Source organism: Pseudomonas gozinkensis, from assembly GCF_014863585.1.
GTDB classification, from domain to species: Bacteria; Pseudomonadota; Gammaproteobacteria; order Pseudomonadales; family Pseudomonadaceae; genus Aquipseudomonas; species Aquipseudomonas gozinkensis.
In genome coordinates this window covers 2,892,634-2,916,859 of record NZ_CP062253.1, presented here as the reverse complement: position 1 = coordinate 2,916,859, position 24,226 = coordinate 2,892,634, and the positions used below count along the sequence as shown (strand labels likewise).

General features: G+C 61.1%; 27 protein-coding genes, 1 tRNA gene and 2 pseudogenes. 20 read left to right on the top strand and 10 right to left on the bottom strand.

All coding sequences use genetic code 11. The annotated features are described in order from the left end of the window. Positions 1 to 53: 53 nt before the first annotated feature. The gene (locus tag IHQ43_RS12905) at positions 54 to 1,001 is read right to left on the bottom strand and encodes a LysR family transcriptional regulator (protein WP_192564662.1); all 948 of its coding nucleotides are present in this window, start codon (positions 999 to 1,001) and stop codon (positions 54 to 56) included. A 133-nt stretch (positions 1,002 to 1,134) separates the two neighbouring features. Between IHQ43_RS12905 and IHQ43_RS12900 the strand changes: the two genes are divergently transcribed. From IHQ43_RS12900 to IHQ43_RS29555, 4 genes and pseudogenes are all read left to right on the top strand, one after another. Next, positions 1,135 to 1,539, top strand: a complete 405-nt coding sequence (locus IHQ43_RS12900) for a RidA family protein (protein WP_192564661.1) — start codon at positions 1,135 to 1,137, stop codon at positions 1,537 to 1,539. 78 nt (positions 1,540 to 1,617) lie between these two features. After that, entirely contained in the window at positions 1,618 to 2,175 is a 558-nt protein-coding gene (locus IHQ43_RS12895) for a helix-turn-helix domain-containing protein (protein ID WP_192564660.1), read from the top strand. A gap of 85 nt (positions 2,176 to 2,260) precedes the next feature. Next, a pseudogene (locus tag IHQ43_RS29560) lies at positions 2,261 to 2,818 on the top strand (HD domain-containing protein); the annotation flags it as partial. Next, positions 2,816 to 3,328, top strand: a complete 513-nt coding sequence (locus IHQ43_RS29555; protein WP_244142286.1) for a GNAT family N-acetyltransferase — start codon at positions 2,816 to 2,818, stop codon at positions 3,326 to 3,328. The pseudogene IHQ43_RS29560 and the gene IHQ43_RS29555, both read left to right, overlap by 3 nt. A gap of 14 nt (positions 3,329 to 3,342) precedes the next feature. On the opposite strand, the gene IHQ43_RS12885 is transcribed toward IHQ43_RS29555, so the two are convergent. Next, a complete protein-coding gene (locus IHQ43_RS12885) occupies positions 3,343 to 3,795 on the bottom strand; it encodes an Lrp/AsnC family transcriptional regulator (RefSeq protein ID WP_192564658.1) in 453 nt (150 codons plus the stop codon). A gap of 122 nt (positions 3,796 to 3,917) precedes the next feature. On the opposite strand from IHQ43_RS12885, the gene IHQ43_RS12880 reads away from it, so the two are divergent. From IHQ43_RS12880 to leuD, 5 genes and pseudogenes are all read left to right on the top strand, one after another. After that, positions 3,918 to 4,535, top strand: coding sequence for a LysE family translocator (locus tag IHQ43_RS12880; protein WP_192564657.1), 618 nt, complete (start codon positions 3,918 to 3,920; stop codon positions 4,533 to 4,535). Between the two features lie 5 nt (positions 4,536 to 4,540). Beyond that, positions 4,541 to 4,897 (top strand): annotated as a pseudogene (locus IHQ43_RS12875) (3-methyl-2-oxobutanoate hydroxymethyltransferase); the annotation flags it as partial. Then, positions 4,894 to 5,379: a MaoC family dehydratase gene (locus tag IHQ43_RS12870; protein WP_192564656.1), complete on the top strand. Its 486-nt coding sequence runs from the start codon at positions 4,894 to 4,896 to the stop codon at positions 5,377 to 5,379. The pseudogene IHQ43_RS12875 and the gene IHQ43_RS12870, both read left to right, overlap by 4 nt. A 135-nt stretch (positions 5,380 to 5,514) precedes the next feature. Beyond that, entirely contained in the window at positions 5,515 to 6,936 is a 1,422-nt protein-coding gene (gene leuC / locus IHQ43_RS12865; RefSeq protein WP_192564655.1) for a 3-isopropylmalate dehydratase large subunit, read from the top strand. 3 nt (positions 6,937 to 6,939) lie between these two features. Beyond that, on the top strand, positions 6,940 to 7,548 hold the full coding sequence (gene leuD / locus IHQ43_RS12860) for a 3-isopropylmalate dehydratase small subunit (RefSeq protein WP_192564654.1): 609 nt from the start codon (positions 6,940 to 6,942) through the stop codon (positions 7,546 to 7,548). A gap of 38 nt (positions 7,549 to 7,586) precedes the next feature. On the opposite strand, the gene IHQ43_RS12855 is transcribed toward leuD, so the two are convergent. Further along, positions 7,587 to 8,504, bottom strand: coding sequence for a LysR substrate-binding domain-containing protein (locus tag IHQ43_RS12855; protein ID WP_192564653.1), 918 nt, complete (start codon positions 8,502 to 8,504; stop codon positions 7,587 to 7,589). A gap of 131 nt (positions 8,505 to 8,635) precedes the next feature. On the opposite strand from IHQ43_RS12855, the gene IHQ43_RS12850 reads away from it, so the two are divergent. After that, entirely contained in the window at positions 8,636 to 9,973 is a 1,338-nt protein-coding gene (locus tag IHQ43_RS12850; RefSeq protein ID WP_192564652.1) for a 2-hydroxycarboxylate transporter family protein, read from the top strand. A gap of 51 nt (positions 9,974 to 10,024) precedes the next feature. Here IHQ43_RS12850 and IHQ43_RS12845 read toward each other — a convergent pair whose 3' ends face one another. Next, positions 10,025 to 10,921 (bottom strand): glycine betaine ABC transporter substrate-binding protein, encoded by an 897-nt coding sequence (locus IHQ43_RS12845; RefSeq protein WP_192564651.1) that lies wholly within the window; start codon positions 10,919 to 10,921, stop codon positions 10,025 to 10,027. Between the two features lie 206 nt (positions 10,922 to 11,127). Between IHQ43_RS12845 and IHQ43_RS12840 the strand changes: the two genes are divergently transcribed. Continuing rightward, on the top strand, positions 11,128 to 13,164 hold the full coding sequence (locus tag IHQ43_RS12840; protein ID WP_192564650.1) for an NADH:flavin oxidoreductase: 2,037 nt from the start codon (positions 11,128 to 11,130) through the stop codon (positions 13,162 to 13,164). A gap of 48 nt (positions 13,165 to 13,212) precedes the next feature. On the opposite strand, the gene IHQ43_RS12835 is transcribed toward IHQ43_RS12840, so the two are convergent. Next, positions 13,213 to 13,989, bottom strand: a complete 777-nt coding sequence (locus IHQ43_RS12835) for a pyrroline-5-carboxylate reductase family protein (protein WP_192564649.1) — start codon at positions 13,987 to 13,989, stop codon at positions 13,213 to 13,215. Continuing rightward, positions 13,979 to 14,686, bottom strand: a complete 708-nt coding sequence (locus tag IHQ43_RS12830; RefSeq protein ID WP_085604695.1) for a TetR/AcrR family transcriptional regulator — start codon at positions 14,684 to 14,686, stop codon at positions 13,979 to 13,981. The genes IHQ43_RS12835 and IHQ43_RS12830 overlap by 11 nt, the downstream gene beginning before the upstream one ends. Positions 14,687 to 15,385: 699 nt before the next feature. Here IHQ43_RS12830 and IHQ43_RS12825 point away from each other — a divergent pair. The 6 genes from IHQ43_RS12825 (at position 15,386) to IHQ43_RS12800 (ending at position 19,025) form a co-directional block, all read left to right on the top strand. Beyond that, positions 15,386 to 15,571 carry a DUF1843 domain-containing protein gene (locus IHQ43_RS12825; protein ID WP_041475227.1) on the top strand — a complete coding sequence of 62 codons (186 nt, stop codon included), beginning with the start codon at positions 15,386 to 15,388 and terminating at the stop codon, positions 15,569 to 15,571. A gap of 34 nt (positions 15,572 to 15,605) precedes the next feature. Further along, the gene (locus tag IHQ43_RS12820; protein ID WP_115077533.1) at positions 15,606 to 16,232 is read left to right on the top strand and encodes a DUF1842 domain-containing protein; all 627 of its coding nucleotides are present in this window, start codon (positions 15,606 to 15,608) and stop codon (positions 16,230 to 16,232) included. Positions 16,233 to 16,272: 40 nt separating this feature from the next. Beyond that, positions 16,273 to 16,851 carry a DUF1842 domain-containing protein gene (locus tag IHQ43_RS12815; RefSeq protein WP_192564648.1) on the top strand — a complete coding sequence of 193 codons (579 nt, stop codon included), beginning with the start codon at positions 16,273 to 16,275 and terminating at the stop codon, positions 16,849 to 16,851. Between the two features lie 103 nt (positions 16,852 to 16,954). Then, positions 16,955 to 18,418: a GDL motif peptide-associated radical SAM/SPASM maturase gene (locus tag IHQ43_RS12810; protein WP_192564647.1), complete on the top strand. Its 1,464-nt coding sequence runs from the start codon at positions 16,955 to 16,957 to the stop codon at positions 18,416 to 18,418. Positions 18,419 to 18,514: 96 nt separating this feature from the next. After that, entirely contained in the window at positions 18,515 to 18,721 is a 207-nt protein-coding gene (locus IHQ43_RS12805; protein ID WP_007955480.1) for a hypothetical protein, read from the top strand. A 229-nt stretch (positions 18,722 to 18,950) separates the two neighbouring features. Next, positions 18,951 to 19,025, top strand: a tRNA-Gln gene (locus tag IHQ43_RS12800). A gap of 50 nt (positions 19,026 to 19,075) precedes the next feature. On the opposite strand, the gene IHQ43_RS12795 is transcribed toward IHQ43_RS12800, so the two are convergent. From IHQ43_RS12795 to IHQ43_RS12785, 3 genes are all read right to left on the bottom strand, one after another. Continuing rightward, positions 19,076 to 19,468, bottom strand: coding sequence for a DUF1801 domain-containing protein (locus tag IHQ43_RS12795; protein WP_192564989.1), 393 nt, complete (start codon positions 19,466 to 19,468; stop codon positions 19,076 to 19,078). A 154-nt stretch (positions 19,469 to 19,622) separates the two neighbouring features. Further along, positions 19,623 to 19,964, bottom strand: coding sequence for a YajG family lipoprotein (locus tag IHQ43_RS12790; RefSeq protein ID WP_192564646.1), 342 nt, complete (start codon positions 19,962 to 19,964; stop codon positions 19,623 to 19,625). An 86-nt stretch (positions 19,965 to 20,050) separates the two neighbouring features. Next, positions 20,051 to 20,698: an ATPase gene (locus IHQ43_RS12785; RefSeq protein WP_085700339.1), complete on the bottom strand. Its 648-nt coding sequence runs from the start codon at positions 20,696 to 20,698 to the stop codon at positions 20,051 to 20,053. 163 nt (positions 20,699 to 20,861) lie between these two features. On the opposite strand from IHQ43_RS12785, the gene IHQ43_RS12780 reads away from it, so the two are divergent. From IHQ43_RS12780 to IHQ43_RS12770, 3 genes are all read left to right on the top strand, one after another. Beyond that, positions 20,862 to 21,107: a hypothetical protein gene (locus tag IHQ43_RS12780; protein WP_192564645.1), complete on the top strand. Its 246-nt coding sequence runs from the start codon at positions 20,862 to 20,864 to the stop codon at positions 21,105 to 21,107. 51 nt (positions 21,108 to 21,158) lie between these two features. Then, a complete protein-coding gene (ahr, locus tag IHQ43_RS12775) occupies positions 21,159 to 22,190 on the top strand; it encodes an NADPH-dependent aldehyde reductase Ahr (protein WP_192564644.1) in 1,032 nt (343 codons plus the stop codon). Positions 22,191 to 22,383: 193 nt separating this feature from the next. Next, positions 22,384 to 22,845: a DUF3574 domain-containing protein gene (locus IHQ43_RS12770; RefSeq protein ID WP_192564643.1), complete on the top strand. Its 462-nt coding sequence runs from the start codon at positions 22,384 to 22,386 to the stop codon at positions 22,843 to 22,845. Here IHQ43_RS12770 and IHQ43_RS12765 read toward each other — a convergent pair. After that, positions 22,842 to 24,206 carry an APC family permease gene (locus IHQ43_RS12765; protein WP_192564642.1) on the bottom strand — a complete coding sequence of 455 codons (1,365 nt, stop codon included), beginning with the start codon at positions 24,204 to 24,206 and terminating at the stop codon, positions 22,842 to 22,844. The two genes, IHQ43_RS12770 and IHQ43_RS12765, sit on opposite strands and share 4 nt — an antisense overlap. Positions 24,207 to 24,226: the final 20 nt, after the last annotated feature.

The following is a 24,226-nucleotide window of genomic DNA, read 5'->3' as shown; positions in this document are numbered from 1 at the left end:
GATTGAATAGCGGTGCAACCAGCCCTGCCGACTTTCGAGATCGCCGTTATTCGCTATTTATTTGACAGTCCCGGAACGCGGGCAGCAAGTTTCGGGCCATTGGCACGCTCGGCCATCAACTCCACAACCCAATCGATAAATACCCGCAGCTTTCGGCTGATATGCCGGTTCGGCGGGTAGGCAACGTACAGCGGCATCGGGTCAAGTTCCCAGCCCTCGAACAGCGCCACCAACTCACCCCGGGCCTCATGCTCCGCCGACATGTAGCGCGGCAGCCAGAGCACACCCAGACCGGCGATGCCTGCCGCCAGATAGGCGTTGCCATCATCGACTGCCAGGGCATGCCGGCCCTTGATCAACAGATTTTCCTTGGCGTTGCGCAAGGCGTAAGGCACCGGTTTGCCGGTGCGCGCCCAGAGAAAACCGACCACCCGGTGATGGCTGTCTTCCAGCTCACGGGGATGCATCGGGGTGCCGGCGCGGGCCAGGTAACCCGGCGCGGCATACACGCCCAGTTGCAGATCGGCGACCCGCCGGGCCATCAGCGACTGATCGCGCAGCTCCCCGCCACGGATAACGCAGTCAACGTTTTCATCGATGATGTCGACGATCCGGTCGCTGACGCCCATGTCGATCTGGATCTCCGGGTAACGCGCGTAAAACCCGGGCAGCGCCGGTACCAGAATCAGATTGGCCAAGGGGCTCGGTACGTCGACCCGCAAGCGCCCTTTGGGCTGGGCCGCGGCGCCGGGAAGGCTGGTTTCGGCGTCGTCCATGTCCGCCAGCAACTTGATCACCCGCTCGTAATAGGCCGCGCCGTCCGCCGTGACGTTGACCTTACGCGTGGTGCGATTGAGCAACTTGACCCGCAGCCGCGCCTCCAGTTGCTGGACGAGTTGGGTCACGGTGGTCTTGCTCATGTGCAAAGTCTCGGCGGCCTTGGTGAAACTGCCGGCCTCCACCACCCGGGCGAAGGCTTGCATCGCGTCAAAACGGTCCATACCCCACCTCTGATAGCGGCTCGATTGTTCGGGATTTGCAAACAGTGATCGCCAAGGTTGCGCGTTTATCACGCCGAGGCAAGCCCCTAGAGTTTCTCCATCGCAGGTTTTCACCCATTGAAGGAGACACCCCATGACCCGTGCCCAGCCAAAACGCGACGTGGTTTTCCCGCCCGGACGCCATGCGCTTTACGAGCGCAATCGTTATTCCCCGGCGGTTCGCTCCAATGGTTTTCTGTTTGTCTCAGGCCAGGTCGGCAGCCTTGAGGACGGCTCGCCAGAACCGGATCTAAAGCAACAGGTGCGACTGGCCTTCACCAACCTCAACGCGATTCTCGGCGCGGCCGGCGCCAGTTTCGATGACGTGGTGGACGTGACGGTGTTCATGGTCGATCCGCAATCGACCTTCGAAACCATCTGGGAAGTGGTGCCGGAGTTCTGGGGCGAGGCGCCACACCCGACCATTACCGCAGTCGGCGTGACGTGGCTGTATGGCTTCCAGTTCGAGATCAAGGTGATCGCCAAACTGCCGGAATGACCTGATATCGCGTCGATTTGCAGCACGGGCCGACAGTCTTCAGACTGTCGGCCCGCATTCCTTTTGCGATCCATCGCCATGTCCGACACCTTGTTGAAGCCCAGCCTGCCCGGCATCGCCCTGCGCCGCTGGCGCGTGCTGCACCGCGTCAAGCAGAGCCATGCCGCCGAGTTGTTCAAGGTCACCCAGTCGACGATTTCCCGCTGGGAAAGCGGCGTGCAGGCGATGGACCCGGACGCGCATCTTCAGCTCGAACGGCTGCTCGCGGCGCGACTCGACAGCGCCGCCGATCAGGCCCTCGCGCGACTGGTTACGGACAGCGCGCGCCCGGTTCATCTTGTCTGCGACCTGACCCATCGCCTGCTGGCCTGCTCCCCAACCCGCGCCGCGCAGTTCAGCAGTCCGCTGAGCGATCTGCTCGGGCAGTCGCTGTGGCGTTTTGCGACGGCGCAAATCCAGCACAAGGAGTCCTTGCTGGATGACACCGGTTGGCGAGAAGTCCCGGCGCCGCCGGCACTGGAATTCGTCACCGGCCACAATGACTCAACCCTCGTGCCCATCCGCGAAAGCCTGTGCCGCTGGACGCGGATCGCGCTGTCGGACGGCACCGCCGCACGGCTGGTGGAAACCCTGTAGGCCGCGCGCCGCATATTTTATGCGTGGACGATGAACGAGGCCGGGCCTAGGCTTTGAGCCCTGCTCTCTTTATCCCGGCCACAGTATGAACCTCGAAAAAATCAAGGGACGCCTCGACTTCCTGCGCGAAGCGGAACGGCTCAAGGATGTCCTCAGAAGCGCCCACACCTCCTCCGGACGCAGCGAAAGTACCGCCGAACACAGCTGGCGCCTGTGCCTGATGGCAATCGTGTTCGCCGACGACCTGGCCGGGCTTGACGTGCTGAAAGTCCTGAAAATGTGCGTCATTCACGACCTCGGCGAAGCCATCAACGGTGACATTCCAGCTGTCGATCAAGCCGGGTTACCCGACAAGGGCGAACAGGAGCGCAATGACTTACTGCTGCTCATCCGCTCTCTGGACGACGCGCTGCGAGACGAAATTCTCGCGCTCTGGGACGACTACGAAAACGCCAGTTCCCCCGAAGCCAAGGCCGTGAAGGCCCTCGACAAGCTGGAAACCCTTTTACAACACACTCAAGGGAAGAATCCGCCCGACTTCGACTATGGCTTCAACCTGGCCTACGGCAAGCAATACACCAATGCCGATCCGCTGTTCGAAACCCTTCGAACCCTGATCGACCGCGATACCCGAGAACGCATGAACACAAACATCACAATCCGCAACGAACGCCCCGAAGACATCGACGCCATCGCCCGAATCACCGAGGCCGCGTTCCAGCACGAAGAACACTCCAGCCACACCGAACATTTCATCGTCAACGCCCTGCGCCGCGCCGGCCAGCTCAGCGTTTCGCTGGTGGCGGTAGAAAACGACACGGTGGTCGGCCATGTCGCCATTTCCCCCGTGACGATTTCCTCCGGGGCTCAGGGCTGGTATGGCCTCGGCCCGATCTCCGTGTGCCCGACCCGCCAGCAGCAAGGCATCGGCTCGGCGCTGATGAAAGCCTCGCTGGCGCAATTGCAGCGCATTGGCGGGGTTGGCTGCGTGGTGCTTGGCGATCCGGGCTACTACGGCCGCTTCGGCTTCAAGACCCATGCCGGTCTGGAGCTGCCGGGGATTCCGGCGGAGTACTTTCAGGCGTTGGCGTTCGAAGGTGAGTTGCCGGTTGGTGTCGTCAGCTACCACGAGGCTTTTGACGCCACCGCGTAACCGGTCGCTGCCATTCAAAGCGGCAGCGAACGATCCTGAATCACCCGTTTCATCACCAGCGTGGACGTCAGTCGCTGGACGTTGGGCAGGCTGGACAGGCGCTCGTCGTAAAGCTGCTGAAACGCCGGCAGATCCCGCGCAACGACGTGCAGCAGATAATCGGGTTCACCGAACAGTCGCTGCGCCTCAACGACCTGTGGGATCTGCGTCACCGACTCCTCGAAAGCCTCCACCGCCTGGCGATTGCCCTCGCGCAGCGTCACAAACACCATCGCCGAAAAATTCAGCCCCAGCGCTGCCGGGGCCAGTTGCGCGCGATAGCCGACGATCACCCCGCTCTCTTCGAGCGCCCGAACCCGACGATGGCAGGGAGACAGGCTGAGGCCGACGCGATCGGCCAGCTCGGTGATCGAAAGACGACCGTCGGCTTGCAGCTCGGCAAGAATCTTCTGGTCAATCCTGTCCATCAGCATTTTTCTCCCACTTTAGGCCCTATGGACTGGAATATTTGAGAAAAGATTCTAGCCCGATATCTCTATTCTTTTTCGTGAACGTTGCATGCCTTGAGCCGATTGTTTGCGAGATCAAAATGTCCCTGAGTGTTTTTGTCGCCTTCTGGGCGGTTTCTTTTCTGTTCGTCATCACCCCCGGAGCGGATTGGGCCTATGCCATCTCGGCAGGGCTGTTCGGTCGGGTGGTGGTGCCCGCCGTGGCCGGTTTGCTGATCGGTCACTTGCTCGCAACGCTGGTGGTTGCGGCCGGCGTCGGCGGTCTGGTGGCGAGCAATCCCCTCGCCCTTTCGGTGCTGACGATTGGCGGCAGCCTTTATCTGCTGTGGCTGGGCATCAACATGTTGCGAAACCCCTCCACGCCCGAAGCGGCAGAGAGCCAAGCGTCCGGATCCTGGTCGCGCTGGACGATCAAGGGTGCCTGCGTCAGCGGCCTCAACCCCAAGGTTTTTCTGTTGTTCCTGGCACTGCTGCCGCAATTCACCGACCCGACCGCGGCATGGCCGGTGCCGATGCAGATCATCGCGTTGGGGCTTTTACACGCGTTTAGTTGCGGGGTGATTTATCTGTTGGTGGGGTTCGGCTCGCGTTCTGTTTTACAGGCACGGCCGGTGGCGGCGCGATTCGTCAGTCGCCTGTCAGGCGCAATCATGATGCTGATCGCCGCGATTCTGTTGGCTGAACAGCTCCCGAACTGAAACCTGGCGCTCGCCCCCAACGGCTGATCGAGAGCGCCCCTGCCTTCGAAACAGCGGGGGCCTTTGCTTTATTGATCGAAATGGTGTCTGACGAAGTCGCGACGCAAATCAGCGCCGCCGTTTCCATCCCCACCGTTGGCATCGGCGCCGGCGCGGGCTGCGATGCACAAGTGTTGGTCTGGCAGGACATGGCGGGGTTGCGAACCGGGCATCAGCCCCGATTCGTCAAACAATACGCCGACGTTCGTGGCGTATTGCTCGGGGCAGCTCGCAACTTCATTGACGACGTGCAACTGTCGAGGTTTCCGGGGCCCGAGCATTCATTCCCCTTAGAGAATGCGCAGGAGAAAAACCATCGATGAAAAGCTTCAGACAACGCGCGGCCGAAGGCCTGAAAATCGGCGACCGCTTCACCCTCTCCCGCTGCTTTTCAGCTGAAGACCTCCAGCGTTTTGCGCAGGTTTCCCGCGATTACAATCCTGTGCATTTCGACCAGCGTTTCTCTGAGGCACGCCACTTCAAGGCACCCGTTTCGCACGGATTGCTGACGGCCAGTCTGGTCACTGAAATCGGCGGACAGATCGGTTGGCTGGCCGCGTCGACGACATTCGAATTCAAACGTCCGGTTTATCCGGGGGACACGGTGACGTGCGAATGGCTGATCACTGAACTGGATAGCAAAGGACGCGGGACAGCAGTCGTTACTCTGACCAACGAGGGTGGTGTCGTCGTTCTGGCGGGTGAAACCCGTGGTTTAGTGCCAGACTCAAACGCGCGAGAGATACTTTCACTGATGCTGGCTGAAGGAGATCCCGATAACGGTGTTCACTCATCAGCGCCGTGATTTCAAGCGCCACTGAATCGATGACTATTTACATTTCGTGTCCTATACCTTCACCAAAGCGCTCTTGATGCCATTTCTGCGATCAATATTCTGTCCTCATGTTGTTTTTGCCCCGGACCGAAAAGAGCGCAAGCCATGCCCAGCCCGAGAACGCTGTACCAGAAGCACATCGACAGTCACACCGTCTGCACCCTCGACGATCAGGGCCACGTGCTGCTTTACATCGACCGCCAGGTCGCCAACGAATACACCAGCCCGCAAGCCTTCAGCGGCCTGCGCGATGCCGGGCGTACGGTGTGGCGGCCCGCAGCGACGCTGGCGGTGGTCGATCATGTGAACCCCACCGCACCGAAGCGCATCGCGACCATGCCTGACGCCGGGGGCGCGCGGCAGGTGTCGTACTTCGAAGAAAACTGCCGCGACTTCGGCATCGAACTGTTCGATGTGCTGGACAAACGTCAGGGCATCGAACACGTCGTGGCGCCGGAGCAGGGTTTCATTTTGCCGGGCATGGTGGTGGCGGCCGGTGATAGCCACACCACCACTTACGGCGCACTAGGAGCGTTCGGTTTCGGCATCGGCACTTCGGAAATCGAGCATCTGCTGGCAACCCAGACTCTGGTCTACAAACGCCTGAAAACCCTGCGGGTGACGGTCAACGGTGAGCTCGGCGCAGGCGTCACGTCCAAGGACATCATCATGGCGCTGATCGAAAAGATCGGTGCGTCCGGCGCCACCGGCTACGCCATCGAATTCACCGGCCCGGCCATCAGCGCCCTCAGCGTCGAGGCGCGCATGACCATTTGCAACATGGCCGTCGAGGCCGGTGCCCGTGGTGCGTTCATGGCGCCGGACGACAAGGTGTTCGCCTATCTGCAACTCAAGCCGCGTGCGCCCAAGGGCAAGGTCTGGGAACAAGCCGTCGAGCGCTGGAAAACCCTGCACAGCGACGAGGGCGCGGTGTTCGATCACGAAGTCATCCTCGATGTCGCCGCGCTGGAGCCGATGGTGACCTGGGGCACCAGCCCCGATCAGGCCGCGCCGATCAAAGGGCGCGTGCCGGACCCGGCCGCCCAGCCCGATCCGATCCTGCGTCAGGGTCTGCAGCGCGCCCTCGACTACATGGGCCTGACACCCGGCATGCCGCTGAGCGAAGTGACGATCAGCCATGCCTTCATCGGCTCCTGCACCAATGCGCGGATCGAAGATTTGCGCGACGCCGCTCGCGTGGTGCGCGGCAAGCGTGTGGCGGCCCACGTGCGGGCGATGATCGTTCCCGGCTCGACACTTGTGCGCAATCAGGCCGAGGACGAAGGCCTGGCGCAGATCTTTCTCGACGCAGGATTCGAATGGCGGCAATCGGGTTGCTCGATGTGCCTGGCGATGAACGACGACGTGCTCGCGCCGGGTGATCGCTGTGCGTCCAGCACCAATCGCAACTTCGAAGGCCGTCAGGGCGCCGGAGCGCGCACCCACCTGATGAGCCCGGCGATGGTCGCAGCCGCCGCCATCACCGGCCATTTGACTGACGTGCGCACCGTCGCGCTGGAGGCTTGAACCATGCAACCTTTCGACACCGTCAGCGGCAGCGCCGCGCCGTTTCTTGCGTCCAACATCGACACCGACGTGATCATGCCCAAGCAGTTTCTCAAGGGCATCGATCGTCAGGGGCTGGATCGCGGGCTGTTCTTCGATCTGCGCTTTCTCGCCTCAGGCGAACCCAACCCTGAATTCGTGCTCAACCAACCGGCCTGGCAGGACGCGGCGTTTCTGGTGACCGGCCCCAACTTCGGTTGCGGTTCCAGCCGCGAACACGCGGTGTGGGGCTTGAAGCAAGTCGGTATCCGGGCCTTGATCGGCACCACGTTCGCCGGGATTTTCTACGACAACTGCCAGCGCAATGGCGTGCTCGCGGTTCAACTGGACGACGCGCAGTTCAGGCGTGTGGCCGAGGCAATCAGCGTTCCGGCAACCGCGCGGATCAGCGTGAACCTGGCGCAGCAAACCATTGAGCTGGCAGACGGCACGCAGATCGAGTTCGAGATCGATCAGTTGCGTAAACAGTCGTTGCTGCTGGGACTGGACGCCATCGGCACCACGCTGCAACGCACCGAGCAGATCCGCGCCTTTGAAGCGCGGCATCTGGCGGACAATCCCTGGCTGGGTTGATGGCAAAAAAAACGGGCGGTTCATTGAACCGCCCGTTTTCATTCCACGGACAAATCGCGGAAGTACTCTTCCAGAAACTCCACGCACACCCGCAATTTCGCCGACTCGCTGAGCCGGGTCGGATAGACCGCCCAGACGTTGGCACTCTGGGTGTAGCCGTCCAGCACCTGCACCAGCCGGCCCTGTTCGAGCATCGGTTTGACGTCCCACATCGAGCGCAACAGGATCCCGCCACCGCTCAAGGCCCACTCCAGCACGATCTCGCCGCTGTTGGAGGACAGCGGGCCATTGACGCGCACCGTCTCTTCTTGCCCGTCCTTGCTCAGGGTCCAGATACCGAATGCGTTGTTGCGCTCCTTGAGCACCAGACAATCGTGATCTTTCAGGTCTTCGAGGGACTGTGGCGTGCCCCGGCGTTCGAGGTATTCCGGGGTGGCGCACAGCACGCGCCGGTTGCTCACCAGTTTGCGCGCCAGATGCTGACCCGGCAGGTCATCGCCGACGAGGATTTCCAGATCGAAGCCCTCGCCCACCAGATCGACCACCCGGTCGAACACGTCCAGCCGGATATCGAGTTTCGGGCACGCCCGGGACAACTGACTGATCGCCGGCGCCACATGATTGCGGCCGAAACCGAAGCTGCTGCAAATGTGCAGCGACCCAGCCGGCTGGTGCCGGGCCTGGGAAATCTCGCCGAGGAACTGATCGAAATCCCCCAGTAGCCTCTCCGCCCAGATCCGCACCCGCTCACCGTCATCGGTCAGCGCAATGCGCCGGGTGGTGCGGTGCAACAGCTTGGTCGCCAGCGTGGTTTCCAGCACCGAGATGCGCTTGCTGACGTAGGCCGGTGAGAAGCCTAACTCGTCGGCGGCGCTGGCAAAGCTGTTCTTGCGGATGACGGTGAGGAAAACCTTGAGGTCTTCGGGCAAGGGAAATTGGTCACGATTCGTGTTCATAGGCCGCATACTTCCGCTGTTTATCACGCATTTTGCGAAGGATACCATCGAATCACCGCCTCGCCACCCGAGCCCGGTGCACCGTGGTTTCCCGTCCATCCTCGATAAAAACAAACATGAGGACATGCGTCATGAGCGACTCCCTTGAGCAATCCCTGAACGTCGACGGCCCTCGCGCCGGCGGCTTCATCCAGCGCCTGCGCACCTACGAGATCGGCGTGATCCCGCTGCCGATCTTTCTCGGCATAGCGGTGATCGTGTTTCTGTCGGCCCACCTAGGCTTTCTGCCGAAGAACATGATCGGCGGACTGGCCGTGATCATGACCATGGGCGTGTTCTTCGGCCAGATGGGTTCGCGTCTGCCGATCCTCAGGGAAATCGGTGGCGGCGCCATTCTGTGCCTGATGTTGCCGTCGGTGCTGGTGTTCTATGGCTTCTTCGGCGCGCCAACGATCGACGCGACCAAAATGCTGATGAAGGAAGCCAACTTCCTGTACTTCGTGATCGCCAGCCTAGTGGTCGGCAGCATCCTGGGCATGAGCCGGTTCATTCTGGTCCAGGGCATGATCCGCATGTTCATTCCTTTGCTGGCCGGTACTCTGGCAGCCGTCGCGAGCGGACTGATCGTCGGCAAGCTCGCCGGTTACAGTGTCTATCACACGTTCTTTTTCATCATCGTGCCGATCATCGGTGGTGGCATCGGCGAAGGCATCCTGCCGCTGTCCCTGGCCTATTCGGCGATCCTCGGCGGCACGCCGGATATCTACGTCGCGCAGCTGGTCCCGGCGGCCGTGGTCGGCAACATTGCAGCGATCATCTGCGCTGGTTACCTGGCACGGCTGGCGCTGAAACGCCCGGCCATCAACGGTGAAGGTGCACTCATCCGGGCCCGGGCCGAGAACGACAAATTCAAGGTCAAGGAAGAAACCGGCACCAGCATCGACCTGCGGGTCATGGGCGCGGGGGTGCTGGTCATCTGCACCTTCTTCGTCCTCGGCGGCTTGCTGGAAAAGGTCGTCGGGATTCCGGGGCCGGTGATGATGATTCTCGCGGCGGTGCTGTTCAAATACGTGCGCGTGTTGCCGGAGAAACTGGAAAAAGGCGCGCAGTCTTTCTACAAACTGGTTTCCGCCGCCTTCATCTGGCCGGTCATGATTGGCCTGGGCATGCTGTACGTGCCGCTCGACAGCGTGGTGAAGGTGTTTTCGATCGGCTATGTGCTGGTGTGCCTCAGCGTGGTGGTGTCGATGACCGTCGCCGGTTTTTTCATTGGCAACCTGATGAAGATGTACCCCATCGAATCGGCCATCGTGACCTGCTGCCACAGCGGCCTGGGCGGCACCGGCGACGTCGCGATCCTGTCGGCCTCGAACCGGATGTCGCTGATGCCCTTTGCACAGATTTCCACCCGGATCGGTGGCGCCTCGACGGTGATTCTGGCGACGCTGTTGCTGGGTTTGGTCGCCTGAACGCTGGGTGAATGCCGGGGTCTGGCGCTTGTCGGAACCCCGGCGCCGCGATCAGGGTTGTCGATTGCTGGCGGTTTGCGTGCCCGGTTCGAACATCGCCTCGAACCGCGATTTGTTGGCCGCGTAATAGGCCGCGACCGCCTGGTCCGATGAGGTCTGGCGAGCCTGCATCATCAAGCTTTCCAGATCTGCCTGCGGGATCGAGTAGTGGGCAAAGAAGTACGCGACCTGCGGGTATTCCTGACTGAAGCCCTTGCGCGCCATCGCATGGATCTGCTCGGCGCCACCGAAAATCTGCTTCGGATCATCCAGATAGCGCAACGACCATTTGGAGAACATCCAGTGCGGGCTCCAGGCATTGACCAGTGACCATTTGTCCCGTTTCAGGTTGCGATCCAGTTCATTGAGCATGCCGCTTTCCGAAGACGCCACCAGTTTGTAGCCATCAAGCTTGTATTCCTCGATCGCCTTGACCGTGAGCTTGTACTGGCCGTTGCCCACCTCCGAGGTGAGGATCTTGCCTTCGAGTTTTTCCTTCACTTGCGGCTTGTTCAGATCCTCGACACTGGCCACTTCACTGATCGGCACCGATGTCGGGACGGCCATGCCGATCCGCCCTTCGTACAGCACGCCGAGGTCTTCGAGGCGATCCTTGTATTTGTCGTAGAACGCCTTGTGGGTACTCGGCAGCCAGACCATCGGGATCAGGTCGATGTTGCCGTTGGCCAGGGCCTGGAACTGAATGCCGATATCGGCCATCACCAGTTTCACCGGTTGTTTGAGGTGATCCTGGAGCGCGGCGCTGGCGAGTTTGACGGTGATTTCGGTGTCCGACCAGTTGACCCAGCCAATGCGCACGGGTGCAGGTTCGGCGCCTTGGGCCTGTGCAGCGAGCGTGGCCAGAATCAGGGCGAAAAGCGTATTTCGATAAGGCGAATGAGCGTTCATCAAGCGTCTTCCTGGGGAGGTGGGATCGGCAGGTATGTCTCAATCTGGACGGCCTTGCGGTTGAGGCGTCTGGCGCAATCCTATGCCTGGGCGAAGCACCGCGCAAGAAAAATGTACACCTGTGTCAGCGATGATTGACACGCCTGTACAGTTGACCTAATTTCAAGTCGCCGAGCCTGATGAAGCCCACCCCGGAGCGCACCACCATGTCCAGCGATCCCCTGTTGCAGCCTTACAAAATCAAGAACCTGACGCTCAGAAACCGGATCATGACCACCGCTCACGAACCGGCCTACCCGGTTGACGGCATGCCCAAGGATTTGTATCGCGCCTACCACGTCGAACGCGCCAAAGCCGGTGTCGCGCTGACCATGACGGCCGGTTCGGCCGCAGTTTCCAGAGACAGCCCGCCGGTGTTCAACAACGTCCTCGCCTACCAGGATGAAGTGGTGAAGTGGCTGAAGGACCTGACCGACGAATGCCACGAGCATGGCGCGGCGGTGATGATTCAGTTGACGCATCTGGGTCGCCGCACCCGCTGGGACAAGGCCGACTGGTTGCCGGTGGTCTCGCCGTCGCACCATCGCGAAGCGGCGCACCGCTCCTTCCCGAAGAAAATGGAAGACTGGGATATCCAGCGCATCATCAAAGACTATGTGGACGCCGCCGAGCGGATGCACGCCGCCGGCATGGACGGTCTGGAGCTGCAAGCCTACGGGCATCTGATGGACCAGTTCTGGTCACCGCTGACCAACGAACTCGACGGGCCGTACGGCGGCTCGCTGGAAAACCGCATGCGCTTCACCTTCGACATTCTGCGCGGGATCCGCCAGCGGGTCGGCGAGGACTTCCTGCTGGGCGTGCGCTACACCGGCGATGAAGGCTTGCCAGGTGGCTTCGATGCCAGCGAAGGCTTGCAGATTTCCCACCTGCTGAAAGACAGCGGACTGGTGGATTTCCTCAATGTCGTACGCGGCCACATCGACACCGATGCGGGTCTGACCGATGTCATTCCGATCCAGGGCATGCGCAATTCGCCGCATCTGGATTTCGCCGGAGAAATCCGTGCGGCCACCGGATTCCCGACCTTCCATGCGGCCAAAATCCCTGACGTCGCCACTGCTCGCCATGCCATCGCCTCAGGCAAGGTTGATATGGTCGGCATGACCCGGGCGCACATGACCGATCCGCATATCGTGCGCAAGATCATCGAAAAACGTGAGGAAGATATCCGTCCCTGCGTCGGCGCCAACTATTGTCTGGACCGCATCTACCAGGGTGGCGCCGCTTACTGCATCCACAATCCGGCGACCGGCCGGGAAACCACCATGCCCCACGACATTCCCAAGGCAGCACGCAAACGCAAAGTGCTGGTGATCGGCACCGGTCCTGCGGGACTTGAGGCAGCACGGGTAGCGGGCGAGCGTGGTCATGACGTTACCGTGCTGGAAGCGGCGGATCGCCCCGGCGGGCAGATCCGCCTGACCGCCCTCAGCGAACGTCGGCGCGAGATGATCAGCATCATCGACTGGCGCATGGCGCAGTGCGAGCGTCTGGGCGTGAAGTTTCATTTCAACACCTGGGCCGAAACCGACACGGTGCTGCAGCATGAACCGGATGTGGTGATTGTCGCCACCGGCGGCCTGCCCCACACGGACGTGCTCAGTGCAGGCAACGACCTGGTGGTTTCAACCTGGGACATCATTGCCGGTGACATCAAACCAGGCCGGCATGTCTTGATCTATGACGATGCCGGCGACCACGCTGCGCTACAGGCTGCCGAGGTCATCGCCGCCAGCGGCGCGAGTGTCGAAATCGTCACCCCCGACCGCAGTTTTGCTCCGGAAGTCATGGCGATGAATCTGGTGCCCTACATGCGCAGCCTGCAGGATCTGGATGTCACCTTTACCGTCACCTATCGCGTCGATTCGGTCGAGCGCCGCGACGGGCGACTGGTTGCAACACTCGGCAGTGATTACGGAACGGTGCACAAGCAGCGGGTGGTGGATCAGGTGGTGGTCAATCACGGCACGATTCCGCTGGATGACCTGTATTTCGACCTGCGCGGGCATTCGAGCAATGGCGGCGCGGTGGAACAACACAACCTGATTGCCGGCAAGACGCAGGACATCGTCACCGACCCGCAGGGACGTTTTCAGCTGTTCAGGATTGGTGACGCCGTGGCCGCACGCAACACCCATGCGGCCATTTACGATGCGTTACGGCTGATGAAAGACCTCTGAACGTGGCCTTCCCTTCTGTGTCGTGAGGGAAGTCGCTGAATCTGCCCACTACAGGCCGCGCCGGGCAACCTGGGCGCCGGCCTGTACGGCCCGCCCCACGATGTCTTCGAAGTTCTGCCCGGCCATCGACTGCAACGCAGCCGCCGTGACCCCGCGATAAGCCATCAAGGCATCCAGCAGAGCTTGCGGTTCCCGCCCCGCCAGCAGTTGACCGCCGCCCACCACCACCGCCCGTGCCGCCCGCTGCGCAATCCGCGCGGGAATGCCGGCCGCTTCGGCCTGACTGGCGAGCGCAGCGCACAACAGCGCCGGAAACGCCGGCCCGGTGCCGGACAACGCGCTCAGATAATCGACGCAGTCTTCATCGGGCATCTCGTCCGCCGAGCCCACACACTCGAACAATCGCTGCAGCCAGTCGCGCTCTTCATCGGTCATGGGGCCGGCCACGAACCACGGCGTATAGGATTGGCGGATCTCCACCGCAGCGTTCGGCATGGCCCGCACCACCACTCGCGCCCCTGTCGCGGCACTAAGGGTGGACGATGAAATGCCGGCCATCAGGGAAACCAGCGTTTTGCCTTGGGCATCAATCTGTAATTCACGGAACTGCTCAGGCCGCACCGAAAGCACGACGATATCGCTGCTGTCGACCAGCGACTGGTTGTCCCTCAACACGCGCACTCCCGGCGCAACATCAGCACTGCCCGAGCGGTTCGAGATCAGCAGATCACTCCGACTGATGAACCCCAGGTCCAGCAACGATTCGGCAATCGCCTTTCCCAGCCAGCCCGTGCCGCCGATGATCCCCAGCGTTCTATTGGTCATCGGGCAGCGCCTCTTCGAAGGTTTCCACCAGTGGAACAAACACCCCCGGCTCCGTCTCGGCATAACCGAACTGACCGAAAAACCGGTCCAGCTCGCGCCGCTTGGGTGACTTTCCGGTGAACACGGTGACGTACTGCGGGATTCGCCGGAACCGCACGATCACGTCTTCGGTGGTTTTCATCGAGATGTAGCCGATCTGCGTGAGATAGATCGTCCGGGCGCGGGCATCGGCCGCCCCCGGCTCGTAACCGAAACGGCGAAACATAGCGGCCAGCGCATTGATCCGCGCATCGTCGGCGAGCGCGATTTGCCCGGCGACTTCATCCGATTGCAATGCCCAACTGCGCACGGCGAATTCAAACTGCGAATCGAACAACGCGGGGTTCAGCCAGCATTCGAAAACATTGAGGATCGCCTCGGACACGCTTTCGGCATAACGCTCGCACTGCCCCACCAGCCCACCGGTGTTCTTGTCCCGCCAGCGGGCCAGCAGCGCCGCGAGCAGTTGCTCGCGATCTTCGTAGAACCAGTAGAAGCTGGTGCGCGACAGGTTCAGGCGCTTGGCCAGCGGCATCACCCTGACCGCATCGACCCCGGATTCCTTCAAAGCCTCATACGCGGCGTCCAGCCAGACGTCCACAGAACCGCGCCATCCTGAATCCTGAGCCTTGTTTTTTGTCCGTCCTGCCTGCGTCATTGCAATGCACCTGTCTTTGAGACTGTGACCGGACTTTACACGGGGCGTACACGTAATGTACATCGGCGTACATTTTTCATTTTCGAACGTTCCTCAGCGCCCATGGCGATCTCGATTCAATCGCTTAAAAACGCTGCCGAAAGGTCGGTTGTGCGTGCGCCAAAATCCCTGCATTGGACCGACATGACCGTTCGGCGCTTTTTCTGGCAGCCCTGCACAAACGGGTCTAGGGTTGCGTGGCTGGCAAAATGCTGGCCACTTGGCAAACGTCGCTCGACGAGCGCCATCAGCGGCACTGGAAGAAAAATCAGGGATGGTTTTTGTGCTTGCGCGGGTATTGCACTCTTGAAGAGTGAACGACCTATCCCTGTGTTTCGTTGCTTTCTATCAAGGACAGAAAGATGACCAACGTACAGGCGAGATTTCCCCGTTTGCCCCAGCGGCAACCCCCTTCATTGACGCCCGAGGCCAGGCCCGACGGTTTTGGCTGACGACGCTTGCGCGTGAGCCGGCGCTGCGGCGTCGCCCCTGCGCGAACCCTGTTTGCGGATTGATCAGATCCCGACGGATCAGGCTGTCACGTCGCCGAGAATCCCGGTTGCCGGTAATTCTGGCCGATGTCGTTCGCCTGCCTGTCTGGAAAGGCGCCCCTTCTGCGCAAGGGGTCGAGCGGCACACACCCACAAGGAAGGCCTCGATATGACCGGTTCAAACCACAACATCCCGCCCTATGGCGTCGCCATCCAGAGCGCGATCACCGGCGGCGATCTGCAGCAGATGAAGACTTTGTTGAAGCAGCGCGATTCAACGAAGCCGGAAGCGAAGGAGCTACAAACCGCGTACGAAAAACTGGCCAAAGAAGTTTCTCGACTGGAAAAACCTTAAGGCCATTTCCCACATTGCAATGGAGGCAATCAACATGTCAGCAACTCAGCAAAATGTCGGCTTGTTCCCGGTGAGCTACCGGATCGGTACGGGCCAGCCAGGGGCGCAGAGTCTTGCGCTGAACCTGCTGGTGTCCACGCCACAGCAGCATGTCACCGGCAACGCCGCCGTGACTCAGGCGACCAATCCGCCGCTCGACATCGACTCGGACGTCTGGGGCGAATACACCTACATGACGGTGATGAAGCCCGGCGTCAGCAAGATCCTGATCACCGCCCAGGGCAACCATGGCGGTCCCGGCTCCAACTCGATCATCAACTTCAAGATCCATCTGGTGGTCGGCACCGACTGGCGCGAAGGCGTGGCCAACTATGAGTACTTCGACGGCCAGCGCTGGCACGAACTGAACAACGTGCCGGCGCATCTGGTGGAGGTGCCTTCGAACGTCCTCCAGTCTTTCAATCCCGGTCCGGTGATCGAGCCGCACAAACCGGTTCTGCCGCTGTATGCCGCGCCGATTCAGGGTGCAATCGCCAGCGGTGATCTGGCCCAGATGAAGAGCCTGTCCGCACAGGCCAGACAGCAGCTGGAGCAACTGCCGCTGCTGCGCAAAGCCGTGGACGACGCCAACAAAGAAATCAGCCGCGTACAAAGTCGCTGATCGGCAATTGGAACCATAACTTTCACAAGGGAGCAGCATCATGTCGATCGGACTTTTTCACACCCGCCTCATCGCCAGCAATTCACTGCTGGGCGCACCGGTTCTGACCCTCGATATCGTGGTCGATACCGTCCGCAAAAAAGTCAGCGGAACCGCGAGCGTGTTTCAAAGCACCTGGCCACCGGTGAATTTCCATGCCCGGGTCTGGGGCGATTATTCCGAGGCCAGGCTCACGCCATCCACCGAGACCTACATCATTCTCACCCTCGACGGTAACCCGAGCGGCCCGCTGAGTCAGATTGCCCAGACTTTCCACCTCAAGGGCATTCTGGGCGACTGGACCAGCGGTTTTGTCGATTACCGCTACAACGAAGGCGGCCAGTGGCAGGACGTGCGGCACGTCGCCGTGCATCAGGCACCGAGCGTCGAGCCACTGCCGCCCGAGCACCACGTCCATCCGCTGTATGCGGTAGCCGTGCAAACGGCTCAGGCCAGCGGTGATCTGGCGCAGCTGAAAGTCGCCGTGCAGCAGGGCGAACAACAGCTGGCCCACGAGGACGCCTTGCGCAGTGCCCTTGCGCAGCTGAATGCGGAAATCGCGCGACTGGAAGCGCGCTAAGCGGTACGGCCCGGGCGCGGTCATGGGTGACCGCGCCCGGTCTTCCAGCCACTCGAGGTCAGTCCACTCGTGCCGCGCACAGGCCCGTGCGCAAGGATCTCCCATGACAGACAACCGCCCTGCCCGCTACCTCAGCGACACCGATCTCAAACGCTACGTGCCGGTGCACGTGGTCTGGGAAATCACCCTCGCCTGCGACCTCAAGTGTCTGCATTGCGGCTCCCGCGCGGGGCATCGGCGCCCCGATGAACTCAACACCCGCGAATGCCTCGACGTGATCGATTCCCTCGCCGCCCTCGGCACCCGCGAGATCACCCTGATCGGCGGCGAAGCCTATTTGCGCAAAGACTGGACGCAACTGATCCGCGCCATCCACGACCACGGCATGTACTGCGCGATCCAGACCGGCGGGCGCAATCTGACCCCGGCGAAGATGCAGGCAGCGGTCGATGCCGGGCTCAACGGGGTCGGCATTTCCCTGGACGGACTCGCGCCGCTGCACGACAAGGTGCGCAACGTGCCCGGCTCGTTCGACAAGGCCGTCGACACCCTGCGCCGGGCCAAGGCGTCGGGGCTGGCGGTGAGCGTCAACACCCAGATCGGCGCGGCCACGTTGCCGGACCTGCCGGAGCTGATGGACACCATCATCGAGCTCGGCGCCACCCATTGGCAGATCCAGATCACGGTGGCCATGGGCAACGCCGTCGACCATCCTGAGTTGTTGCTCCAGCCTTACAAGCTGCTGGAAGTGATGCCGCTGCTCGCCCGGTTGTATCGCGAAGGACTGGATCGCGGCCTGCTGATGAACGTCGGCAACAACATCGGTTATTACGGCCCTTACGAACATCTGTGGCGCGGCTTCGGTGACGAGCGCGTGCACTGGAGCGGCTGCGCAGCCGGCCAGACCGTACTGGCGCTGGAGGCAGACGGCACAGTGAAAGGCTGCCCGTCACTGGCGACCGTCGGATTTTCCGGCGGCAACGTACGCAGCATGAGCCTGCACGACATCTGGCATTACAGCGAAGGCATGCACTTCGGCCGCCTGCGCTCGGTCGATGACCTGTGGGGCTACTGCCGAAGCTGCTATTACAACGACGTCTGCCGGGGCGGCTGCACCTGGACGTCGCATTCGCTGCTGGGCAAACCCGGCAACAATCCTTACTGCCATTACCGAACCCTGGAATTGCAAAAACAGGGTCTGCGCGAGCGCATCGTCAAAGTCGAAGATGCCGCCCAACGCTCGTTTGCCGTCGGACGTTTTGACCTGATCACCGAATGCATCGACACCGGCGAAAAAGTCAGCAGCGTCAGCGACAGCGGCCAAGTGATTAAACTGGCCTGGATCAATCAGGGCCAGTCCTCCCCCGAGGAAGGACGCCTGCCGACGCAACTGGCCCTGTGCCGCGACTGCCTGCAATACATCCAGCCGCACGAATCGATTTGCCCGCACTGCCACGCCGACGTCGCCGCCGCCGAGGCCCGGCACCTGACCGACCGGGCCCGGCAGCAGGCTATCATGAAGACGCTGACCGGTTTGCTGGCGGGAGTGCCGGGTTCGTTGAGCTGAGACGGTGACGGCTGCCGTTTGCCCGCTCACCGCGAAAAATCTCGAACTCGCGCCAAAGCGCTGCATCCAACGTTTAAGCCAACGGAGGTCAGCGCTATGAACAACGACAGCAAAGCTCCACCCACTGATACGTCCGGCAAACCGGTCAATGTGGTGAAACGCGATCTTGAGGATCCGGACGACGACACCCGCGGCGTGGATGAGGTCATCACGCCCTCGTCGACCCGCACCAAGGAGCAGGACGCTGAGGAGTTACAACGCAAGGTCGACGAAATCGAACGCAAGGTTGCAGACGGCAACTGATCGGTTTGTCGAGGCAGGTCTTTGCCAGGTTTTCGGGCTACAGCGTTCGCGCCAGTATTCAGGGCCATCGCTGAAAAGCCCGAAAAACCTGACCGGCGATACCGTCCGGGAAATAAGTAGCTGTTTTCCATGAAATTTATTGGCTTCAGGGGTTCACAGATCGCAAGAGCGCTGGTAAAGTGCCGCCCACTGTTGCAGAGGTCCTCCCGGGACTGAAACCAATAGCTACAGGGGCGTCGCCAAGCGGTAAGGCAGCAGGTTTTGATCCTGCCATGCGTTGGTTCGAATCCAGCCGCCCCTGCCATTTTTTCCTCGTTTCACCCTCCTCCGCTTCACCTCTGCCTCAACGGCAAATCACTTCTTTGAATTCAACGTAATCGCCGAACGCACCAGTGCTTTCAGAGCCTTGGCATCGATCGTGTCGCCTTCGTGAACATCAATCGCCCGCCGGGTGTTGCCCTCCAGACTTGCGTTGAACAATCCTGACGGATCCTCCAGCGCCGCGCCTTTGGCGAAAGTCATTTTCACCACCGCCTTGTAGGTTTCCCCGGTGCAGATGATGCCGTTGTGTGACCAGACCGGAACACCGCGCCACTTCCACTCCTCGACGACTTCCGGGTCCGCTTCATGAATGATCGCCCGTATCTCGGCCAGCTTCTGGCCGCGCCAGTCGTTCAGTTCCTTGATTCTTGCGTCGATCAGCGCAGAGGGATTCTCAGTCGCCGCGCCGCTGCTGTCCTTCTTCATATCCTTGTTCTCCCGAAAACCTATTCTGCTCTCCAGCGTAGCGTCGGCTGAGCCAAACGCCGGGCAAAAAAAAGCCCCGCATGGTGCGGGGCAAAGGAATTGGTTGGTTGCGGCCAACCAAAGGAGCATCTTCAAAAGCGTCAACCGTCAGGCGTTACAGGCACTCCTGGGCAGCCCGTTCAAAACTCGACGGCATGAAACTCGACGCCAGCAAGTGGCGCTCATACAAAAACACCTTGCCGCCGTCCTGCGCCTTGTAGGCCTCCAGGACGTTGTCCGCCGCCACCTTGCTCGGCACCACGATCCGGTAGCTGCGCTGGGTCTGCGACACCGTCGGGTTCAGCGCACTGCCCTGCAGTTTCGGCACCACGCATTCGGCGTACTGGGCGGGCGTCTTGTGCGTCTGCAGGGTCAGCGTCGGATCATTCGGCGCAGAAGCGCAAGCGGTCAGCAATAAAGTGGCGAAAGCCATGGCAGGGATAAAAAAAGCACGCATGGATAAAATCCTGAAAATAAAAGGTTCGGTTCTTCGGCAACGTTCAGTGTCACGGGCACTGCCGTTGCCGTTTTTGCTTTAGGTGCTCAGCCTGCACTCACCAGGGCCTTGAGCGAATCGTCGAACTGCTTCAAGGCACTCAGTTGCAGGTCGCGCTGCTGTTCGATCCCGGCGGCGATTTCGGGCGCCGCCTTGTTGTGTACCCACACCGAAGGCAGTTGCTTCTCCACCGCGCCTTCGGCCTTGCCGATGTATTGCAGGTTGGCGTCGTAGAAGCGTGCGGCGAACCGGGCTTCGACCTGGCTGTTGCGTTGGGTCAGCAAGCGGTTGTGGGTGTCGAGCATCACCACAACGTCCGGATGGGCCTGCACCAGCGCATCGAGGCTGTCGTAGACGGTCACCGAGAGAAACTGTTGTTGCAGCGAACTCATCAGCCAGTCGATGGCCAGCTCCGGATCGGAGCTGTCGACGAAGGCGTCGCGGATCCGCGCATCGAGCGCATCCTTGGCACCGTTCACTGCCACGTCGTGGTAACGCTCGAGGTATTGCAGGTTGTCCAGGGTGTTTTCGCTGTACAGCACGCCAACGGTTTGCGAATGCTGCAGCGCGGCGCTGCTGGCGGCGACGGGCAGAAAATGGCACGACTGGGCATCGTCTGCGTAAGCCGGGGCTACAGTGGCGGCCACCCCGCCCATCAGCAGGGCGACTACAGCCAGTCGGGTCAAAGTCTTCATCGCGCAATTCCTTCAGCGGCGTGTTCGATGGAGGCGATTTTCCGCCCATCGACGCCAAAGCAGAACTTGCGTTTCTTGATGGTCACTATTACTTGAACCAATAGTTGCGCGGCGTGCAGACTGCTGCACACTCAATCACAACGAAAACAGATGAGGATTACCCGTGCGAACCTTTGACCTGATCCGCGATGCCGTCCTGCCCGAATTCCGCGACCGGGTGGCCGAATACCTGGTCGAATACGAAACCGTGCTGGGCCAGAACGTTGCCGATTCCGAACCGGTACGCGCCGTCGCCAATCAACTGCGCGGCTATTTGCGTGGCCTGAACACCACCCGGGTGCTGGGCATGGCGGATTGGGAAGAGCTGGATCGGCGCGTACTGGACACCTGGCTAGCGCCTGCTGGATGACACGCTAGACTCTTCAGGCTGCGCCCGCAGCGCCAGACCTGGAGGTGTCCCATGAGCAATAACACTGAACCTACGACATTCACCGGCTGGGCCGCCACCTCGGCCGGCGCGCCGCTGGAACGCTTCAGTTACAACCCCGGGCCACTGGGAGATGAAGAGGTCGAAGTCGCCGTTGAATATTGCGGCGTCTGTCACTCCGACCAGTCGCTGATCGATAACGACTGGGGCATCAGCCAATACCCGTTCATTCCCGGTCATGAAGTGGTCGGCCGTATCGTGCGAACAGGCTCGCAGGTACGCGGCCTGGAAGTCGGCCAGCGCGTGGGGATCGGCTGGTACAAGGGCAGTTGCATGCATTGCTCGTCCTGCATCGGCGGTTCCCATCACCTTTGCGCCACCGCCAAACCGACGATCATCGGCAGCCATGGCGGGTTCGCCGATCGACTGCGCACGCACTGGGCCTGGGCGCTGAAACTCCCGGATAACCTCGACCCCGCCCTCGCCGGCCCGCTGTTCTGCGCCGGCTCTACGGTGTTCAACCCGCTGGTGGAATTCGGCATCAAGCCGACAGACCGGGTTGGCGTAGTAGGCATCGGCGGCCTCGGTCACCTGGCGCTGCGGTTTCTCAATGCCTGGGGATGCGACGTCACCGCCTTCACTTCTTCCCTGAGCAAACAGGACGAAGCCAAACGTCTCGGCGCCCACAAGGTCGTTGCCTCGACCGACAGCGAGGCGTTGAAAGCGATTGCCGGCACCCTCGACTTTCTGCTGATCACCGCCAACGCCAACCTCGACTGGACGGCCATGCTCGCCACCCTGCGCGGCAAAGGCCGGCTGCATTTTGTCGGCATCGTGCCCGACGCGATTCCGGTGCACGTGTTCAACCTCATCCCTCAACAGAAATCCCTGTCAGCCTCCCCGGTCGGCTCGCCCGCCACGGCAGCGACGATGCTGGAGTTCTGCGCGCGGCATCAGATCCTGCCGCAGGTAGAGGAATTTCCGATGAGCAAGGTCAATGAAGCTGTCGACCATCTGCGCAGCGGCAAGGCGCGGTACCGGATTGTGTTGAACGCCAGCAAATGAACCCCCAAGGCGCGTGAGAATAAAACTCACGCGCCCTTTTTTTGCCTGAAAAACAGCTTTAATTCCGTGCGAATCCGAGCGCTTGTGCTTATTCCATAAGCAGAGCACTTGCCGTTTTTTTAATCTTTTATTGCTATTACTGATGCCCCTTATGATTGCTGGCGCCTGCACTCACTCATAAAAAGGATGCTCCATGCAAAAAAGCCTGCTGATCGCCGCACTGTTCCTGGCAGTCACCGGATGTGCCAGCTCTCCTCCGGTTTCCGTACATACCAAAGACCCCGTCAGTTCTACCCTGCAAGGCGATGCCACGCGGCCGGCGCAGGCGCAGTGGGTGCGCACCGAGTTGTACTTTTCGGTGGGGCCGCTGGAAGGCAAGGAAGGTGTGGTGAGCCCGGCGCGCTGGCGCGAGTTTCTCGATCAGGAAGTAACGACGCGGTTCCCGGACGGGTTCAGCGTGTTCGATGCCTATGGGCAGTGGAAGGACCACGACGCGAAAGTGCCCGAGCGGCTGGCCACCAAGGTGATTGTGATCCTGCACGAAAGCGGGCCGAAGCGTGAGAGTGACATCGAGGCGATTCGTTTGGCTTATAAACGGATTACAGGGGACTTGTCGGTGTTGCGTCTGTCTCAGCCGGCGGTGGTGTCCTTCTAGTCTGCGCTCTGTTGCAGAGCTTGCCGAGGTGTCGACACCAGGCGGCTCAACCCGGCCAGCAACAGCGCGCCCACCACCAACACCCCGATCCCCAAAAACGCCCCCAACCCCACCACCGTCACGCTGGAATACAGCATGTACACGCACAACCCGAAAAACAGCACCGGCAAAAGCGGATAAAGCGGCACTCTCACCGGCCTTGGCACCTCGGGAAAACGCCTGCGCAAAATGATTAACGCCAGGCTGCTCAAACTCAAAAACAACCAGTACACCGGCGTCAGGTACTCGACCATGGTGTTGAAACCGCTCTGGGTAAAACTGCCGAACAGCACCAGCAACAACGCCACCGCGCCCTCCGCCAGCAACGCCTTGCGCGGTACGCCATCGCGTTCGTCCCATTCACCGAAGCGTCGCAACTGCGGCACATCGCGGGCGGCGGCGTAGGTGGTGCGGGCGCCGACCAGCAAGGTCGAGTTGATGGTGGCGATGGCTGCGACACCGACCATCAGCAGAATCAGCAACACTCCCGGCGCACCGAAGGCGCGGTTCAACAACTCCACCGCCGGCGCGTTGCTCGCCGCCAGACCTTCGAATCCCAGCCCTTGGACGAACGCCCAGTTCAGCGCCAGATAGATTGCCATCAGCACCGTCAGCGCACCGAGCATGGCGATGAAAATACCGCGTCGGCCGTCGCGCACTTCCGCCGATAACGTCGCCGCATCGCTCCAGCCGCCAAACGCCAGAAAGACGAAGATCATCGCCGCGGAAAATCCCGCAGCACCAGTGTGCTCGGACACGACCGGATCGCTGGGCAGCGTCGGTTCGATCCCTTGCCACACCAACCAGACCCCGGCGCTGGCAATGCTCAGGAACCCGAGGGCAAGCAGCCCGACCAGCACAGTCTGAGTAATGAAACCAATGTGCTTGCCGGTCAGATTCAGCAGCACCAAAGCGGCAATGATCGCACCGGCAAACACCCCCGATCCGTAATGCCCCAACGGCACGACGGCGTTGAAGTAGTCGGCAAACATGAACGCCGACAACGCGATCCAACCGGTGTGCATCACCGAGAAGCGCGACCAGGCAAACAGGAAACCCATGCGCTCGCCATAAGCGGTGCGCAGGAAATGATAGTCACCGCCCGGATGCGGAAACGCGGTGGCCATCTCGGCAAAGCACAAGGCCCCGGCCATCGACGCCAGTCCGCCGAGCACCCAGACCCAATAGAAATGTTCCGGCCCGACGTTCAAGGCAACGGTCGGCGCGGTTTTGAGAATATCGGTGGTGATGACCATGCCCAGGGTGATCAGCAACGCTTGAGACACCGGCAGATGGCGTTGGGGGCCGTTGGTTTTGCTCATGGTTCGTTCCGAAGAGGATC